Below are 17495 nucleotides of genomic sequence, written 5' to 3' on the forward strand. Positions count from 1 at the left end.
ATTCTATACATTCACATTAAAATTCTTTTCATATATTTGATATGATTAATTGAAAGATAACAATAGAAAAGGTGAATGATGTTGAATCAAAATCAAATTGTAACTTTAAATATTTTATTAACAAGTGATATACATGGTACTGTTTATCCAATTCACTACCAAGATAATTCCAAAGCAGAAATTGGTTTAGCTAAAATTTCTACTCTTATAAAAAAAGAACGTTCTAAAAATAAAAACGTTCTTTTAATCGATAACGGGGACTTTATTCAAGGAACTCCATTTACTTATCATTACGCTACATACGAACAGGATAAGAAAAACCCAATGTCCTTATTAGCAAACCACTTAAGTTACGATGCTGCCGTTATCGGGAATCATGAATTTAATTATGGAATGGATATATTAAATCATGCTGTAGATACTGCAAACTTCCCGTACCTATCAGCAAACATTTTAGATAAAAACATAAAAGAACCTTATTTCGGGAAACCATATATAATAAAACGTATCGAATCAAATATGAAAATTGCTATTTTGGGGGTAACAACGTATTACATCCCAAATTGGGAACAAGCCCATCACATTAAAGATTTACTATTTGAAGACGCATTCGAAACTACAGGAAAATGGGTTTCTTACATCCGCGAACATGAAAAACCAGATTTACTAGTCGTAGCCTATCACGGAGGATTTGAACGTGATTTACAGACCGGAGTACCAACTGAAGTGTTAACAGGCGAAAACCAAGGATATGCAATATGTCATGAAATTGAAGGTATAGATATTTTATTAACAGGCCACCAACACCGAGAAATTTCTCACACAACGGCTAACGGTGTAACAATTTTACAGACTGGATGTAATGGGCAATCAGTTGGAAAAATAACCGTAACCTTCGAAAGAATGGAACAGAAGTGGGTAAAAAAAGAAAGTTATTCAGAGTTGTTGACGGTGCAAGGAATTGAGGCAGATCCAGATGTTCTCTCATTAGTATCTGATTATGAAGAGAATACACAAAAATGGCTTGATCAACCTATCGGAATCATTCATGGGGACATGCAAATTTCAGATGTTATGCAAACTCGTTTGCAAGACCATCCATTTATTGAATTTATAAATAAAATACAAATGGATATAGCTAACGTTTCAATTTCTTGTACAAGCTTATTCCATAATACATCTCCAGGTTTCCCGAAATATGTAACAATGCGTGACATCGTTTCTAATTATATTTATCCAAATACATTAAAAGTAATTAGAATAACTGGAGCGGACATAAAAGATGCCCTTGAACTCTCTGCTTCTTATTTCACATTAAATATAGATGGAACTATCATCGTAAACCCTGCCTACATAGAACCAAAGCCGCAACACTATAATTACGATATGTGGGAAGGAATTTCGTATGTATTAAACATTTCCAAACCAATTGGCGAGAGAGTAGAATCTTTACAGTATAAAGGCGCTTCTCTTAATATGAATGAAGAATATGACGTTGTTATGAATAATTATCGTGCAAGCGGTGGCGGGAACTTCTTTATGTTTCAAAATAAGCCAGTAATAAAAGACATACCAACAGATATGTCTGAACTTATCGCTAACTATATATTGAAGCATAAAAGGATAGAAGCAACGAAAAATGACAACTGGAAAGTTATTAAATAACGATTTTAACAAATAAAAAAAGATGGGCTGCGCCCATCTTTTAATTTAATTTTGCATTATCTTGCTTTTTTAAAGCTTTTAATTTCGTCGGTGTAACATCCGTTCCTTCTTCGTTAACGACTTTAATTCCTTTTAATTCGTTTAACATATTTTGACGAAATCCTTTTAAATATTGTTCACGTAGCGATTGGCGCTCACGTTGTTCTTCTTCAGTTAAGCCTTCAGCTTTTGCTTTTTTCGCTAAGAAGTTAATGCGTTCAATGAGTTCTTGACTCGGCATCTCGAATCCCCCTTCTACTCAAAACTGATTATTATCATACAATAGTTAGTCCTCTTTATCAAGCAATTGCTTTGTATATTCTACATACCTTCGATGTACAGTTGCTTTTGAAACATCATGACCAAAACCACGAAGTGTTGCTGCAATTTCTTCAAAAGTTAATTCATTCCGGCGTAAACGTACAATTTCCTCAATTGGTACTTCTTTTTTCTCACGTCCTATACTTAAATGACGATTTTTCAAATTATTCTCTGGACGAAATCCTTTCTCTACCGCCCTTTGCATACCACGTTTAATTTTTAAATTGTGAATCTTTCTTTGATACTCTTCAACAATCCCAATTATATCTAGCACCATCGAATCAGAGTCAGAGAGTTCTAATTCTCCATTATGCGTATGCGTATATACTTTTATTCCCTCTTTATGTAAACAGTGCATTAATGCAATTTTCGCATTCCCTCTACCAAGACGCGTTTCATCTTGTATTAGAAGTACATCAACTTGTTCATCGCGAATTGTATCTAGCACTTCTAATATGCCATCACGTTCAATTGTATAACCGCTAGCCTGCTCCTCAATCACCTTTGTAACATTCATTTGATAACGCTCAGCTAAATGCAATAATTCATCTTTTTGACGCAATAATGATGTTTCCTGCGCTTCTTTTGTTGTGCTTACACGTGCATAAATAATTGCATTCATTTTGAACCCTTCTTTCTCACTATATTTTCCTTATAGTGTATCATAAATTCGCATTTCGTTCGAACTTATGTTTGTAGAATGTTTTTTCGCATGTTATACTTAATAATAAGAAAAATGAAAGAAAACGAGGTGTTAGAAAACATGGAAAAGTTAACGAAACGCCAGCAAGACATTCTCGACTTTATTAAGCTAAAAGTACAAGAAAAAGGATATCCACCTTCCGTACGCGAAATCGGTCAAGCAGTCGGCCTCGCTTCTAGTTCTACAGTGCACGGACATTTATCACGACTAGAAGAAAAAGGATATATTCGACGCGATCCAACAAAACCACGCGCAATTGAAATTTTAGGTGACAACCGAATGGAAACAGAAACACAATCTGTTATTCAAGTTCCAATCGTCGGAAAGGTTACTGCCGGTTTACCGATTACAGCAGTCGAAAGTGTAGAAGATCACTTCCCACTTCCAGCTAGTATTGTTGCTGGAGCAGATCAAGTGTTTATGTTACGCATTTCTGGAGATAGCATGATTGAAGCTGGTATCTTTGATGGTGATTTAGTTGTTGTTCGCCAGCAACAGTCTGCATACAACGGTGAAATTGTAGTTGCTTTAACAGAAGATAACGAAGCAACTGTTAAACGTTTCTACAAAGAAAAAGACCACTTCCGTCTACAACCGGAAAACTCTTCTCTAGAACCTATCATTTTAAAACAAGTGTCAGTTATCGGAAAAGTAATTGGCGTATATCGTGATTTACATTAAAAATAATAAAAAGAAGATAATCCCCTTATTTATATAGGGCATTATCTTCTTTTTATATTTTGATAGATTTCCGTTCACTCAAAAGAATGCATTACCTTAATTATCAACGCGTTTCAATAGTAACATCTCCAGCAGCTGTTTTACCGCTAATTTTTTTACTCCCATTACCAATTGTTATATTTTGATTTTCTTCATTAAAAATTGTCACGTCTCCAGCAGCACTTTGCCCCGTTATAACTGCATCTTGTGGTTTTTCCAACAAAGTAATATCTACATCGCCAGCAGTTGAACTTGCCTCTGCATCATATTTAGGATCATGATCCATAATATTTACATCCCCGCTAGCCGTTTTTGCTGTTACTTTCCCTATTACTTTTTTAAAGCTCACCTCACCAGCTTTTGTAGATCCCTCCACACTCTTAGCTGTTACATGTTTCAAATCTACTTCTCCAGCGAGTGTTCCAACACTTACGCGATCACTTTTCACATCACTTATTTCTACTTGTCCAGCGGATGAATTCACTTTTATCCCTTGGTAAGAACGTTCAGGCACAAGTATAGTCACTGTAGGCGTTTGAAAATTGAAAGTGAAAAATGAAAAATCAAATGAGACACCTTTCTCTATTTCTCCTTTAATTTTTAATGTGTCACCATCCTCCACAATACGAATCTCTTGCTTACGTAAATCACCTGATTGCTTTACATAAAAAGTGGAATCAGGTGATTTTTGGACAATGATATCCCCAGCATCTAACTTAACTTCTATATTTTTTAGTGTTTCGTTTTTAATTACTTCTTCTTTATCGCCTTTTTCTGCAGTTTTTACTGCCTTTTCATATGTTTGTGAAATTCCTATTACCCCAATAATGATACAAGCGATAGCTACTAATAATACTTTTTTCATCATCTACTCCCCTTTTATCATTTTGAAGTTCCATATTACATATCGTACACACAATCTTTTAAACCACTTCGTACTATAATAAGCTGCAATACATAACAACAAACCTACTCCAACAAACGTTATACTAACGAAAAGATCCAACCATATAAACGTACCCATGAATATTTTTATAATAACGAAAAATGGTGTCACTACACTAGCAATTCCACCGACCCAAAAGGAAAATATAAAAGCTATAATTGCAACTAACGGGCCTAACACAATAATAAAATTAAACAAACTAAGTCCAACCACTGCCATGACAGCTCTTGTTACATTTGAAGTCGACGGATCTTTTTTCATTTCATCAAATCGATACATCGCAAGTAAGTCTTTCGCAATTACTTTCGGAGAGCCAAGACCCTTTATTATTTCTGATTCAGTTTTCCCCTCTTCTATCCCAAACTGAAAGTGCTCTTCATAATCGAATAAAATATCTTGTCTCTCTTCTTCTGGTAACTTCCTAAGATAACTTGATAATTCTTTAAGAAACCGTTCTTTACTCATCCCATTCCACCCCTTCAATAATTTCTTGAACACCTTTAGCAAAATCGCGCCACTCTGTTACTAATAAAGTAAGTTGCCTCTCTCCTTGCTCTGTTAGTTGATAATATTTACGGGGCGGTCCTTCCGTGGATTCTTTTAAATATGTTTGAAAATATTCCTCTTTCGTTAAACGACGTAATAGCGGATATACAGAACCTTCCGATATTAAAAATTTATTTGAAATTTGCTGAACAAGTTCATAACCATAACTATCTTTACGTTTCACAAGTGCCAAAACACATAGTTCTAACACACCTTTTTTAAATTGAGCGCTCAAGGACAATCCCCCTTTCTTATTTTAGTACTGTTCAGTACACAGTACCTGATTTATCCATAATATACCGCTCAGTACTATTTATTGCAAGGTACCAAATTATATTTATTTCCTAAATTTAGAAAACGCACAAATAAAAGCACGAATAAGATCCTGTTGTAGGTGATCATTATTCGTGCTTCTATTCGATTTGAACTATATTAACACAGAACTTCATTCAGCTTTCTCCTCTAAGAACTAACTTCTACTTGTTTACCTAATAAATTACGAAATACCCCTTTCCTCTCTCGAGCTAGTTGGTTAAACGCTCCTTGTTGAACGACCTCCCCTTTATCTAATACGATAACCTGATCAGCGTTACGTATCGTTGATAAGCGATGGGCAATTACAATAATAGTCATTTGACCCTTTAACTTTTCTAATGCACTTTGAATTAACGCTTCGTTTTCTGTATCTAACGAACTTGTTGCCTCATCTAAAACTAAAATAGAGGGTTTTCTTAAAATTGCTCGTGCCAAAACTAACCGTTGCCTTTCCCCACCCGAAAGCCTAACTCCTCTGTCCCCAATAAAAGTATCAAGCCCGTTTGGAAGCGTTCGTACAAATTCAGCAGCAGCAGCAAAATCTAATGCAGACCAAATCTGTTCTTCACTTGCATTCGGCTCAATCATCAATAAATTTTCTCTTATGCTTGCATTAAATAAGAATGGATCCTGCTGAACATAGCTAATAGATTTCCTTAAAGCCAATAAATTATCACTTGTAATAGTCGAGTCATCTAGTAATACCTTTCCTTTTTCCGGATGAACAAGTCCCATCAAAATATCAATTAATGTACTTTTTCCAGCACCTGATCGTCCAACAATAGCTGTCATACAATTGGTTGGGATTTGCAAATTAATATTTCGAAGAGCGTATACAGGTTCTTTTTCATTATAACGAAAACAAACATTATGACATTTAATTCCTTCTTTTATAGTTAGCGGTGTTATACATTTAGATGGTTGACTTACATCTTCCAATTCAATTGCTTCGTTACATTCTCGCTGCAATTCTAATAAAGACTTAAAAGCAGGAATATTTGCAGCTAATTGCTCCAAGTTTGATTGAATCCCTGTAAACCTGGGCCATAGTCTAGAGAAAATAAGAACGATTACTATTAATTGTCCTGGCTGCGCTTGAAATAATTTAACAGATGTAAAAATAAGTAATGCAATTAGAATAGACGATGCAAATTTATAAAAAAATTGCGATTGATTTTTCAACTTAATATATGCTAGTTGTTCTATTTCTATTTTTTTACACCAATTACTTAACCATGTATATCTAGACTCTTCCAACATGTTACTCTTTATATCTTTAATACCATTAAAATGATCTGTTATACCGCTAAGATAGCCTCTGGCTATTTCAGACGTTTGATTTCCTAGCATCCTTGATTTTTTTATAAAACGTCTAGAAAAGTACGCAAGTATTAAACCCGTAAATAGTACAAAAATTGTTATCTTTACAGAAAACCATAAAGCAATTCCAATTTGTATTATAGTAAAAATAAACGATGTTAGAAGTTGAAGGAATAAATTAGTTCCAATCATAACTCGTCCTAGTTCCTCAGTCAGTGAATTAATCAAATCGGACTTTCTCTTTTTCACAAAGAAACTCCAATTAACTCGTAATAGAGCATGATAGATTTCCAGCCTTATATAGTTTGTAAATCGCATTATAATTTTCATATTTCGAAGAGCAAGATTTTGTTGTAAAAGCGATTGGACCACCACTAATATAATATAAATACTTAAAATAAGTAACAATCTCATCGTTTCAGGGATATCATATAATATTTTAAATATCATTATATCTGGAATTGACCCCATGTTTATTTGGATAACGCCACTGATATTAATCATAGGGAGTAATAAAAGAAGCCCTATCCCTTCCAGCAAACTAACTAGCGCCATCCCGAATAAATTTATATATAGTATTTTCCCAGAAAAAGCATATAATTTTTTCACAAAATATAAGAGATATTCCACTTTTATTTCCTCCTATGATAACTCATGCTTTCTTACTCTTCTCCAAGTGCACAGAAGAGGTCGTAAAGGAAAATACAGGAAATGAAGATATTTAGGTAACGGTAAAGTCTTTGCATCTATCGGATAAGGGTACAAATAACTTAATATAAATAAAAACTTTTGACGTTTTGACATTAATGAATATAAATGACGGCTGTGATACTTTGCTATTTCTTCCGGGATTGGTGGTGTGTGTAGGTTTATCATTTGTTTTAAATAAAACAGTGCATCGTGCGCTAATCTCCTAGTAGACTTTTTGTTTGTCCATATTTTCATTTCTTCAATAATTGTTGAATTTAACAATTCATTTGATAGAATCAACGTCTGCCCTACTATATGTCCAGATTGATATTTATTTAATAGCTTATTAATTTCTAACCAATTCAGCTCTTGCTCTATCATTTTATTTACATCTACTAACCAGCGTAATCTCGACCATCCATGACGTGCTCCATGAGAACAAAGAAATACAAACAAGTCCTCTTTACCTAATACATATACAGGATTACTGACTAATGTACTTTTTCTTTTCCTCCCCCATAATTCCACAAATTTCATTTCCTTCCCAGGACCTGGATTTAGCCTCCAATGAATCTCCAGTTTAATTTTCTTTTCAGGATGAAAAAATGTTATATGATGATGCCTCCATTTCCAATCATTTAATACCGTTTGAATATATTCATCCTTCACATACCCTTGCTCTAAAAGAATTTTTTCCGCATTCTCCAACTGATGAATCGGGATAAGGACATCTAAATCACAAGATGTTCGTAAAGAGACATCACCATAAAGATCGTGCGCAAGTGCTGGCCCTTTTAAAAAAAGAGTACTAATATCATTTTCAATAAACCATTTACTTACTTGCTCCATTTCAGCACTTAAAAAAAGCATTCGAAACATATTCTCTTTAAACTCTTGACGCAATATTCTCATAACATGAGCTGGAATTAATCCTTTATTTACTCCGTTCAACTTCGGATAAATATATGGATGCACCCGATGATGCATCGCCAAGTCGAGAAACTTATTCCAATCAATATCTACACACCATTCACTTCGATTCCTAAGTACTATATCATCATTTTGCAACTTCAAAATTTCCAATATTAATTTCAACTCTTTAGACAGGCATTCTACATTAAGATGAAAATCATTACTCATGTTATTCTCCTTTAGTTGTTTTTCAATCTAACTTCTTTGCAAACGTTCCAACTACAGTGAATTTCTCCATCCCTTCTGCCCCAGTGATATAAAAAGGGCCACTTCTTAGCCATGCATGAGCAACCATTTCCCCATCTTCATCCTTTGCAGTTCCTAAATACAGCGTACTCTCAATTTGTCGTCTCTCTAGCATTTTCATCCCAGCTATCGCTTTCACAAGACATTGACTGTCCCAAAGAGTATGTCGACTCGTAATTCGAATAACTTCAGCTATACTTTTAAGCATCCTAATATTAGTTTCAACATAATTTAAAGATGTTTCATCCATATAAACACCTAATGTAGTGGCAGACTTAGAGAATGACATAAATTTTAGGATACGAGCCCATCCTAAATATATATATGCCTCTATGAATAAAAATCTAGTTTTCATATCTAACGATAAAAAAACAGTTATCTTTTTTACTATATTCATTTATCTCCCTACTTCTTTTTCAAAATAGAAAACTAGACTAAGCTACTTACTCAATTACAACCAGTCCCTCTTCTAACAACATTTCCAAAAAGGAAACAACTTGTCCCTCACATTGTGATTGTTCTACTTTATACTCCGATATTAAAGTAGTGACCAACTGAGTAACCGATATTGGTTTTTCAATAAGTTCCCATATAACTCCTCCCATTCTCCCTAAATTATAATATTTCCCATTTTTTATACTTAACATGACTTTTTCTCCATCCATATCACTTACTACATTCCCTTTAACTTGTGCAACACATTGATTTAATAATATTGCTTGTTTTTTAATCATGAATTATTCTCCTTTATTTATAGTTGTTAATATAAGAGAAACTAATTGTGGAGCACTATATCCTCTCTCTGGTCTACATAATTCATACAAATCAACCTTAGTTAAAATAGCAGCAGAGGTCGTAAAATGCCATTCCATTAATCCTAAACCCTGGATAAGAAAATTGCGAAATGTATGACGATATAGGGTGTAAAATCGCTCAAGTTTTTCTATATGACGAATTCCCACCTTGCCATCCTCTGTTTTCACTAATTCTACTACCCCTTCTAGTGGGATTGATTCAGCAATATATTTAGAAAGAACCGGAACATTGTATTTGGTTTCCCTACCATATATCGATCGATAGTTGTTTGTACCCATTCCTAAATTATCCAAACTATCTTGCCACAATTTTTGTTGCGGATAAGCTGGGATGACTACTGGGGAATTTGTATCACTTGAAAATGATATCGCTATTACATCATCACTTAAAAATTGATAGCCTTGTTGTATAAAAGCTGACGCAAGCGTAGACTTTCCAGCACCTGAATCTCCTACAAATGCATATGCTTTTCCATTAATAATTACCGCACTTCCATGCAATGGATATACTTTTCTTTGCATCAATATGGCGCCCATACAAGTTCCTAGAATCCAAAGCCGAATCATATCCTCTTCATACTCTTTCATGGGTGAAACAAATATTTTATTTCCGTCTTGAATAGCAAATATTGCAATATCAGGAACCTGAAACATAACTAAATCTTTATTAATTACAAATTCATCTTGTTTATCTGATAAATCCAACCATAATTCCGACAAATCTTTAATTCTTACCTCAATATCTATTGAATCAATTTTATTGTTGACATAAGGTAGTTCTGGTAGAGAGATATCACTGATAATAAATAGCCCAAATGCTTTATATACTATATCGGTGTTAGTTATTAACATTATTTTCACCCCAATATTACGATAGTAATATTAAATCTCCTTATACACTTTCACGTACAAGGAGATTTAGCATGTAAAACAATTCATATCAAATATACAAAATCCATTTAACTTTAAACATTTGAATAATATAAATTAAATACTTTTATTCTTATCATCTAACTAAAAGTTAGATCACCCTTTGGAGTATGGTCAGGAAAAGCGGCATCAGTATACTCTCCTTCTTTCCCCAACATTGTCATCTTCACGTCTAGCACTTCTAAAGTAGGTTTCTCCCATTCTTTTTTCATATTTTCACCTCCCTTCAAACAAATGTTTTAATGTATCGATATACAATTAAACTACGCATTAAAATTTTGTAATTAAAATTAGTAGCATTTTCAGGTCGCACATCTTCCTTAACTTTGGATAAAGCTTCTTTTATGACCCGACCATCTAAATATTCTAAAGCTCTTTTATCTACGCTCAGTTTCTCTATTTCATCTATAAATATATCCCAATAAGGAATCATTCGATGGACCCAATCAACACCTTGGACACCTCTAGTGTTTTGATTCAATCTAATCTTATCTGGCAGCATTTTTTCTGTAGATCTTCGGATTAAAGCTCGATCCAATCCATTTTGTACATATTGTTCTTCTGGTACAGATAAACAAAAACGAATTACACGTATATCATTAGTTGGATCACGCTTCCATAATCCGTAGCGCAAAGATAGCTTTGCTGCAAGTGTACTACCTGCATTCCACTGAAAAACATCTTCAAAATGTTTTCGACGTTCCTCATATATATTTGACTCAGAATACCATCCTGTTTGTTCTAACCCATATGCTTTAAATCTCTCAAAAACCCCTGTATTTTTTGCAAATTCCGGATTGATTAACATTGGCCTTTTATTTACTTTATTTTGTGAAAAAATCCGATCCACAACTGGAAATCCAACCCTAAATATATCTGGTATTCTGCGTAATCTATTTCCACCTGTATTTTTACTATATTGATTTAATTCTTTATAAAGACGAATCCATTTTAGTTTTTTTAGCAGAATAGCGTAGTACTCTAAGGCATATCCCCACGAAATGGTAAAATTCCCTCTATCACCATTTAATAATACTCCAATACCTTCCTCATGAGCTTTTTCAAACATCCCTTTTAACCAAAATGAGTTTTCAAAGAACTTATATGGCGTCTCTAATATTTCTAAAAAGCTATCTATCTCTGAATAGGAATCTTTCCCCTTAAAATCTAAGTAATGCCCCCTAATTCCTCCTACATGTTCTATAGTTGATTTGATATACACACTCTCATTAGGCACTAGCCGTTTAGGTGTAAAATCTACGAAATCATGTGGCGGAATATAACTGAAAGTATGTAACCGTTTATTTTCTTTCCGCATTGTATTTACTGCAAAGCTGACAACAGCTCCTGAATCTAATCCACCACTTAACTGAGCACCTACATTAAGGTGTGTACGTAATCTATCATCTACCGCTTTTTGAAAGACCTCTTGAAATGCTTCTATGTACTCTTCGTTTGACTTTAATTTCAACCTCTCGTTTACAGTTAGAGTACAATATCTCATAAGCTTTATTTTATTTTTGTCTATCAAAATACTATGTGCTGGGGGGACTTGTTCTATGTGGTTATACGGTGTGATTGAAGTATCTACCGCATCTATCATGCCAGATACCGCCAAATACTCGGCTAACCACTGCTCATTTAATTCCTTACGTACATACGGTAATGATAATAACGGACTTATTATCGTACAAAAAGCGACTCGTTGATGGTCACGAAAATAATAAAGAGTTCGGCTTCCTGAAAAATCCCTTGCACCAAACAGTTTTTGGTTACGTTCATCCCAGATCATAAAAGCGAAGTCGCCAACTAAATATTTCGGGGAATCCTCTCCCCATTTTTGGTAAGCACGTAAAATCAATTCACTGTCAGCCATCCCTTTTCTTTCAACATTATCCACTTGCAACCTATCAAACAACTCAATTCTATTATCAATGATTGCATCAGCAGTAATAATTAATTTCGATTTAACATCATAATAAGGTAATTGTTCACCAATTGATTCTGGTGTGATCCATTGGGCATGGCAACCAAAGAATATATTTTCTTTATGCCATATTCGAATATCATCAGCAGGGTACTTGCTTAAACAACTCATTACTCCTCTTCCATGTTCAAGTGATACAGGTTCGTTATTAAAGTGAATAATGCCAGCTATAGCACTCATTTTCCCCACCCCTTATACAACAAGTTACCGCAAAGGTTCTTTTTTATGTAATACAATTTCCCTCCCTCGATTCAATTCTCTTTAAAGAACAAAAATATACATTTCAACTCCCAATCAACCACACGTCCTAATTCACCTATAAACCTAGGTATAGATACATTTAAATTATCATTATATTACTTTCACGTCAATACATTAATGGAAATAAACACCAAAAAATAACGTTAATGTTCATTATATTGAACGTTATTCCACTTGTTTCTCTGTGAATTATTCCATGTTATATAATATTTATAATAGCCTGAATAACTCTCCGTTGATCCTCATCCATCATGTTGGAACCCGAAGGAAGACAAACCCCCTGTTCAAATAATCTTTTAGATACATCATTATCTTTCTGATGAGAATAATACTTACTTTCTTTAAAAAGTGGCTGCATATGTAGTGGCTTCCAAGTAGGACGTGCTTCAATATTCTCTTCTGCTAAGGTTGTCAATAATTTTTCAATAGAGATACCAGATTCCTTTTCATCAATCATCATAGTTGTAAGCCAACGATTCGAGCGAGTATTTTCTAATTCCGGCATAAAACAAAATCCAGGTATGTGAGATAATTCTTCATAATACCGATTAAATATACGCCTTCTAGCCCTCACTCTATCTTCTAACACTTCTAATTGCCCTCTCCCAACACCCGCTAAAATATTACTCATTCGATAATTATATCCTATCTCACTATGTTCATAATGTGGTGCTGGATCCTTTGCTTGTGTCGCTAAAAATTTTGCTTTCACTAATGCTTCCGCATCATCAGATACAAGCATTCCACCACCCGAAGTTGTAATGATTTTATTTCCGTTAAATGAATAAACCCCAAACCTACCAAATGTACCGCTTGCTTTTCCTTTATATGTAGAACCTAGAGATTCTGCTGCATCCTCGATTATAGGAACATCATATTGATTACAAAGCGAAAGGATTTCATCTAACTTAGCACTCTGACCATATAAATGAACAAGAATAACCGCCTTCGGTAATTCCCCTGCTTTATTAGCATCATATAATGCAAGCGCTAGCGCTTGCGGTGACATATTCCATGTTTCCGGTTCCGAGTCAATAAACACCGGTTCAGCTCCCAAATAAACAATCGGATTCGCACTCGCTACAAAAGTAAAACTTGAACAAAACACTGTATCTCCCTTTTTAACATCTAATAGTCTCAAAGCCAAATGAATAGCAGCCGTACCTGAACTAACTGCAGCCCCACCTTTAACTCCTACAAAAGATGCAAGTTCTCTTTCAAATTCATCTACATTTGGACCAAGAGGGGCAATCCAGTTTGTATCAAATGCATTTTGAATATATTTTTGTTCATTTCCACTCATGTGCGGTGAGGAAAGATAGATTCGTTTTTTATGCTGAATGGTTTGCATATGAACACATCCTTTATACATATTTTTAAAATTATGTATCTAAAAACATATGCTTTAATACAGGTATATCAGGGAGTCTTCTTAAATCATTTATTGTATAATGTGCTTTATAATCTTGCCCAACTATAAGATTATGGTAAATCCCATCTTCTCTATTAATATGAATTGTTATCCAATTTAGTTTCTTCGCAGTTATAAAATCCTTACTTAAATTATCTCCTATATAAACACACTGCTGATGTGGAACCTGTAGTTCCTTACTTATTTTTTCATAAGGAATTTGGCTCGGCTTCCAATATTCTTTTCCCAGCTCATCAGTGAGAATTATTGAGTGAAATCTCTCTTTTAACTTTAATGCATTAATTTTCTTTTCTTGGGCAACTAAATATCCGTCTGAAATAAGTCCTATTTTAACGGTATTAACTAAATTATTTAGTACCCAATCCGCTTCATCCAACAATTGAATATCTGGTTTATGAAACCTATACTGTTCTATCAAATTACTAATCAATTTTTCATCGTAAGGAATGTTTAACTTTTCTAGTGTTTCATTAAACACGAACCTTCTTTCCCCCGAATCGAATAATTGAATTGCAATATTATAAAATCCAGTTTTCTTATACTTCTCTTTAATCCAATCATCCACTGCTTTAAAACCACTTACAACATAATCTTTCTCTTTATATAAAGTATCATCCATATCAAAAACAATTGCTTTAATCACCATCTTAAATACTCTCCATAAAAACCGCTTCATCATATCTAAGCATCGTTAAGTTTTCTCTCCAATTAAAGTCCCTATCTATAAAAACTTCCCCCTGACACATTTTAATTGTCCAAAGCGGAAAATTTGCTCCCGCCTCTATGGATAATGGAATCCCTCCACCAAAACGAGGATTTATTTCAATAAACTTAATTTCCCCATCTTCTTTTTTAAAACATTGTAAAGTTATACAGCCAACAGGATCAGGAAGTGCCTGAATTACATTTTCTGCAGCTTTAATGATTTCAAAATCCTTTTTGGTCATTCCTTTGCTTACCTCACCCGCTCGTGTTTCTATACGCAATCTAGGAACAATTGTTTTTATATTTCCATTGAAATCTACCATTACATCTATAGTGTATTCTTCCCCTGAAACGTATTCTTGTATCATAGCGTTAGGTATATACTCCTTGAAGAATTCTAATTCCTTTTCATTCATAATTTTTGTTACACCTTTACTAGAACTTCCATTATATGGCTTAATTAATAATGGAAATTGATATTCTTTCCTTTCAATTTCTTCATCACTATATACTTTAGGCGTTGGAATATTATTAGAAACAAAGAAGTTATATGTGTATTTTTTGTTATTAGCTATTTTATTTAATTCCAAACTAGAAACTAGTATTTTTACACCGATACTTTCAAAAACCTTCGCATTATTAGCCAAAAGGATTAATTCCGTATCAATTAACGGAATTATTAGTTTTATCATTTCAGATCTACATATCTTTAATAATTCATTAATATACCCTTCTTCATTTACACGCGGAACAACAAAATGCTTATCGCTAAAGTAAATGGTAGGAGCAGTTTCTTTTAAGTCTGCAGTAAAGATTTTCCCTTCGATTCCTTCTTGTTTAAGTACTTCCTTGAATTTTTTAATTAAGGCAACCCTCCTACCTGAGCTAGTAAACAAAATATTCATTTCATTCTCCACCACGCTCGATTCCCCCCTTAAAAACTGGCATAGTCACATGCTTATTATTTGTTATCCCTTCTGACTTTAAAACCTTACTAAAAGTCAGATATAAAATTTTCAAGTCTAAAAGAAAACTTTGATTCTCAACATACCATACATCTAATTTGAATTTTTCATCCCATGAGATACTATTTCTTCCATTAATTTGAGCCCACCCAGTGATTCCAGGTCTTACATTATGCCTTTTAGCTTGCTCTTTCGAATATAAAGGCAAATATTCCATTAATAATGGTCGAGGACCCACCAAACTTAATTGACCTTTTAGCACATTTATTAATTGTGGTAATTCATCTAAACTATATTTTCTAAGAAATTCCCCAAATTTAGTTAATCTAACGTAATCAGATAGCAGCTCGCCATCACTATCTCTAGCATCAGTCATCGTACGAAACTTGTAAAGGTAAAAAGGCTGTCCATGTAGTCCTGGACGTTGTTGTTTAAATAGAATAGGTGAGCCTATTCTAAACTTAACTAGGACTCCTACTAAAAGAATAACGTGACAAAAGCACAATAATAATAATAAAGAAATAAGTATATCAAAGAGTCTCTTCATTAATAATCATACTCCTTGCTAAAATTTTTACGAATGCCTTTTTCAAAGATAAATAGACAAAAAAACATTCATTACAAACTTACTTCATTTCACTATACATCTTAGAAAAAAATTTAAACCTCGTATTTTTTAATTCCTTTTTTATTTATACATTTAGTTCCTCTTAAATTTATTGTTGATTTCACTTTTCAAAATCACTTTTTATCCCTATCATTTATTTACAATTAAATTCGTAAAAAAACTATTCAATCGCTCTTTGGTTATCACGTACAATAAAACTCTTTTTGTCAATCATTCGCACTACAGGTTTATATATACAATTTATTACATACGATGAAGCAATACATAACGTTATCAACCAAATAAAAATTATGATTGGATATCTAGGTGCAAATATAAGCTCTGGAAAAATTGACATATAAAAAAACATATGAGTCAACCATATGTTTGTCGAATGATCCCCCAAAAAAGCTAATATATGTTGTATAACACTACTCTTATTCATAAGAATAAAGAAACTAATAAATGCAATAGCCGTAAAAGGGGCGATAATCATAGATTCATAAAAAGCATGTAAAACTATTAACATGATTATCCCTATAGCACAAAGTATATTCTTATAAGACATGTCATAAAATTTATTATATAGTTTCGAATAAATTTTTTCTTTCGCAAAAATAGTACCTACAATAAATGGAAGTAAAGATGTACCAACCAATACCACGGCATTTACTGACATACCTAGAATTGTATGATGCCCAACATCCAAAACATTTTTTATACGTTGAATATAACTCACTAAATATATAGTTCCAAAAACCAGTAACAAACTTAATGAATTATATTTCCTCACCAATTTAGTCAATAACGGTGCTAAAAAGACAAGAATAATATATGTCTGTAAAAACCACCATGCACCATTATATGAAGATGATAGTACAAAGACATTGAGAAGGAACTTTATTATACCACCTGAGAAAACCTCTGATTTACCTGAAAAAAATCCTACAACAACAAATAGAACAAGCACTATCCAATAGTTCATTAATAGTTTTAAGATACGTATACAGTTTCTATTTACATTTAATCTTTGTTCTTTATAAAAAATTACATATAAACCATAACCACTTACAAAACAATATATAGGTACACATGCATCTCCAAATAATGCCAAGTAGTAAACTAGCGGCGTTCCATTGATTGTTATAAAGTTTTCATACATCCCATTAACTTCTTTCCTACCAAACAGGTGAAGTAACAACATGAGTAATATAGCTGCTCCTTTTAACATTTTCGCATCACTTTTTGAAATTTCTATAAAATCGAATCTCCTCCTTTCATATCTGCTGGTTTCTCATTATACATTCCAT

19 protein-coding genes are annotated in these 17495 nt (G+C 33.4%); 2 read left to right on the plus strand and 17 right to left on the minus strand.

The features are described 5' to 3' along the window. Window positions 1–75 precede the first annotated feature (75 nt). Window positions 76–1665 (plus strand): bifunctional metallophosphatase/5'-nucleotidase, encoded by a 1590-nt coding sequence (locus tag ACP6L7_RS14875; protein ID WP_141533360.1) that lies wholly within the window; start codon window positions 76–78, stop codon window positions 1663–1665. A gap of 40 nt (window positions 1666–1705) precedes the next feature. Here the strand turns inward: ACP6L7_RS14875 and ACP6L7_RS14880 are convergent, their stop codons facing one another. Both ACP6L7_RS14880 and ACP6L7_RS14885 read right to left on the minus strand, forming a co-directional pair. Next, window positions 1706–1945, minus strand: coding sequence for a DUF896 domain-containing protein (locus ACP6L7_RS14880; RefSeq protein ID WP_097829136.1), 240 nt, complete (start codon window positions 1943–1945; stop codon window positions 1706–1708). Window positions 1946–1990: 45 nt separating this feature from the next. Further along, window positions 1991–2647 (minus strand): YneB family resolvase-like protein, encoded by a 657-nt coding sequence (locus tag ACP6L7_RS14885; protein ID WP_097829137.1) that lies wholly within the window; start codon window positions 2645–2647, stop codon window positions 1991–1993. A 141-nt stretch (window positions 2648–2788) separates the two neighbouring features. Between ACP6L7_RS14885 and lexA the strand changes: the two genes are divergently transcribed. Continuing rightward, window positions 2789–3409 (plus strand): transcriptional repressor LexA, encoded by a 621-nt coding sequence (gene lexA, locus ACP6L7_RS14890; RefSeq protein ID WP_128853760.1) that lies wholly within the window; start codon window positions 2789–2791, stop codon window positions 3407–3409. Window positions 3410–3512: 103 nt separating this feature from the next. Here lexA and ACP6L7_RS14895 read toward each other — a convergent pair whose 3' ends face one another. The 15 genes from ACP6L7_RS14895 to ACP6L7_RS14965 form a co-directional block, all read right to left on the minus strand. Further along, the gene (locus tag ACP6L7_RS14895; protein ID WP_097829138.1) at window positions 3513–4316 is read right to left on the minus strand and encodes a DUF4097 family beta strand repeat-containing protein; all 804 of its coding nucleotides are present in this window, start codon (window positions 4314–4316) and stop codon (window positions 3513–3515) included. After that, complete coding sequence (locus ACP6L7_RS14900; RefSeq protein WP_097829139.1) at window positions 4317–4859, minus strand: DUF1700 domain-containing protein; 543 nt, start codon at window positions 4857–4859, stop codon at window positions 4317–4319. Next, the gene (locus tag ACP6L7_RS14905) at window positions 4852–5175 is read right to left on the minus strand and encodes a PadR family transcriptional regulator (protein ID WP_141533362.1); all 324 of its coding nucleotides are present in this window, start codon (window positions 5173–5175) and stop codon (window positions 4852–4854) included. The genes ACP6L7_RS14900 and ACP6L7_RS14905 overlap by 8 nt, the downstream gene beginning before the upstream one ends. Before the next feature lie 227 nt (window positions 5176–5402). Next, complete coding sequence (locus ACP6L7_RS14910) at window positions 5403–7205, minus strand: ABC transporter ATP-binding protein (RefSeq protein ID WP_097829141.1); 1803 nt, start codon at window positions 7203–7205, stop codon at window positions 5403–5405. Window positions 7206–7217: 12 nt separating this feature from the next. Next, window positions 7218–8405, minus strand: coding sequence for a nucleotidyltransferase domain-containing protein (locus ACP6L7_RS14915; protein ID WP_097829142.1), 1188 nt, complete (start codon window positions 8403–8405; stop codon window positions 7218–7220). A 22-nt stretch (window positions 8406–8427) separates the two neighbouring features. Next, entirely contained in the window at window positions 8428–8880 is a 453-nt protein-coding gene (locus tag ACP6L7_RS14920; RefSeq protein WP_097829143.1) for a lasso peptide biosynthesis B2 protein, read from the minus strand. A 46-nt stretch (window positions 8881–8926) separates the two neighbouring features. Further along, on the minus strand, window positions 8927–9217 hold the full coding sequence (locus tag ACP6L7_RS14925) for a lasso peptide biosynthesis PqqD family chaperone (protein ID WP_097829144.1): 291 nt from the start codon (window positions 9215–9217) through the stop codon (window positions 8927–8929). 3 nt (window positions 9218–9220) lie between these two features. After that, entirely contained in the window at window positions 9221–10150 is a 930-nt protein-coding gene (locus tag ACP6L7_RS14930; protein ID WP_097829145.1) for an aldolase, read from the minus strand. A 158-nt stretch (window positions 10151–10308) separates the two neighbouring features. Beyond that, window positions 10309–10440 (minus strand): paeninodin family lasso peptide, encoded by a 132-nt coding sequence (locus tag ACP6L7_RS14935; RefSeq protein ID WP_141533363.1) that lies wholly within the window; start codon window positions 10438–10440, stop codon window positions 10309–10311. A 14-nt stretch (window positions 10441–10454) separates the two neighbouring features. Next, entirely contained in the window at window positions 10455–12395 is a 1941-nt protein-coding gene (locus tag ACP6L7_RS14940) for a lasso peptide isopeptide bond-forming cyclase (RefSeq protein WP_097829146.1), read from the minus strand. Between the two features lie 280 nt (window positions 12396–12675). Then, the gene (locus tag ACP6L7_RS14945; RefSeq protein WP_097829147.1) at window positions 12676–13827 is read right to left on the minus strand and encodes an aminotransferase class I/II-fold pyridoxal phosphate-dependent enzyme; all 1152 of its coding nucleotides are present in this window, start codon (window positions 13825–13827) and stop codon (window positions 12676–12678) included. 31 nt (window positions 13828–13858) lie between these two features. After that, entirely contained in the window at window positions 13859–14554 is a 696-nt protein-coding gene (locus tag ACP6L7_RS14950; protein ID WP_097829148.1) for an HAD family hydrolase, read from the minus strand. A gap of 1 nt (window position 14555) precedes the next feature. After that, the gene (locus ACP6L7_RS14955) at window positions 14556–15518 is read right to left on the minus strand and encodes an ATP-grasp domain-containing protein (protein WP_373605108.1); all 963 of its coding nucleotides are present in this window, start codon (window positions 15516–15518) and stop codon (window positions 14556–14558) included. A 1-nt stretch (window position 15519) separates the two neighbouring features. Beyond that, entirely contained in the window at window positions 15520–16125 is a 606-nt protein-coding gene (locus tag ACP6L7_RS14960) for a sugar transferase (protein ID WP_097829150.1), read from the minus strand. A gap of 241 nt (window positions 16126–16366) precedes the next feature. Beyond that, window positions 16367–17443, minus strand: a complete 1077-nt coding sequence (locus tag ACP6L7_RS14965; RefSeq protein WP_097829151.1) for an acyltransferase family protein — start codon at window positions 17441–17443, stop codon at window positions 16367–16369. Between the last annotated feature and the right edge of the window lie 52 nt (window positions 17444–17495).

Source organism: Bacillus silvicola (assembly GCF_050524305.1).
Classification (GTDB): domain Bacteria; phylum Bacillota; class Bacilli; order Bacillales; family Bacillaceae_G; genus Bacillus_A; species Bacillus_A cereus_AT.

Coding starts and splice junctions, on each gene's coding strand:
- ACP6L7_RS14875 (WP_141533360.1), top strand. CDS start 76: ATGATGTTGAATCAAAATCAAATTGTAACTTTAAATATTTTATTAACA.
- ACP6L7_RS14880 (WP_097829136.1), bottom strand. CDS start 1,945: ATGCCGAGTCAAGAACTCATTGAACGCATTAACTTCTTAGCGAAAAAA.
- ACP6L7_RS14885 (WP_097829137.1), bottom strand. CDS start 2,647: ATGAATGCAATTATTTATGCACGTGTAAGCACAACAAAAGAAGCGCAG.
- lexA (WP_128853760.1), top strand. CDS start 2,789: ATGGAAAAGTTAACGAAACGCCAGCAAGACATTCTCGACTTTATTAAG.
- ACP6L7_RS14895 (WP_097829138.1), bottom strand. CDS start 4,316: ATGATGAAAAAAGTATTATTAGTAGCTATCGCTTGTATCATTATTGGG.
- ACP6L7_RS14900 (WP_097829139.1), bottom strand. CDS start 4,859: ATGAGTAAAGAACGGTTTCTTAAAGAATTATCAAGTTATCTTAGGAAG.
- ACP6L7_RS14915 (WP_097829142.1), bottom strand. CDS start 8,405: ATGAGTAATGATTTTCATCTTAATGTAGAATGCCTGTCTAAAGAGTTG.
- ACP6L7_RS14920 (WP_097829143.1), bottom strand. CDS start 8,880: ATGAATATAGTAAAAAAGATAACTGTTTTTTTATCGTTAGATATGAAA.
- ACP6L7_RS14925 (WP_097829144.1), bottom strand. CDS start 9,217: ATGATTAAAAAACAAGCAATATTATTAAATCAATGTGTTGCACAAGTT.
- ACP6L7_RS14930 (WP_097829145.1), bottom strand. CDS start 10,150: ATGTTAATAACTAACACCGATATAGTATATAAAGCATTTGGGCTATTT.
- ACP6L7_RS14935 (WP_141533363.1), bottom strand. CDS start 10,440: ATGAAAAAAGAATGGGAGAAACCTACTTTAGAAGTGCTAGACGTGAAG.
- ACP6L7_RS14940 (WP_097829146.1), bottom strand. CDS start 12,395: ATGAGTGCTATAGCTGGCATTATTCACTTTAATAACGAACCTGTATCA.
- ACP6L7_RS14945 (WP_097829147.1), bottom strand. CDS start 13,827: ATGCAAACCATTCAGCATAAAAAACGAATCTATCTTTCCTCACCGCAC.
- ACP6L7_RS14950 (WP_097829148.1), bottom strand. CDS start 14,554: ATGGTGATTAAAGCAATTGTTTTTGATATGGATGATACTTTATATAAA.
- ACP6L7_RS14955 (WP_373605108.1), bottom strand. CDS start 15,518: ATGAATATTTTGTTTACTAGCTCAGGTAGGAGGGTTGCCTTAATTAAA.
- ACP6L7_RS14960 (WP_097829150.1), bottom strand. CDS start 16,125: ATGAAGAGACTCTTTGATATACTTATTTCTTTATTATTATTATTGTGC.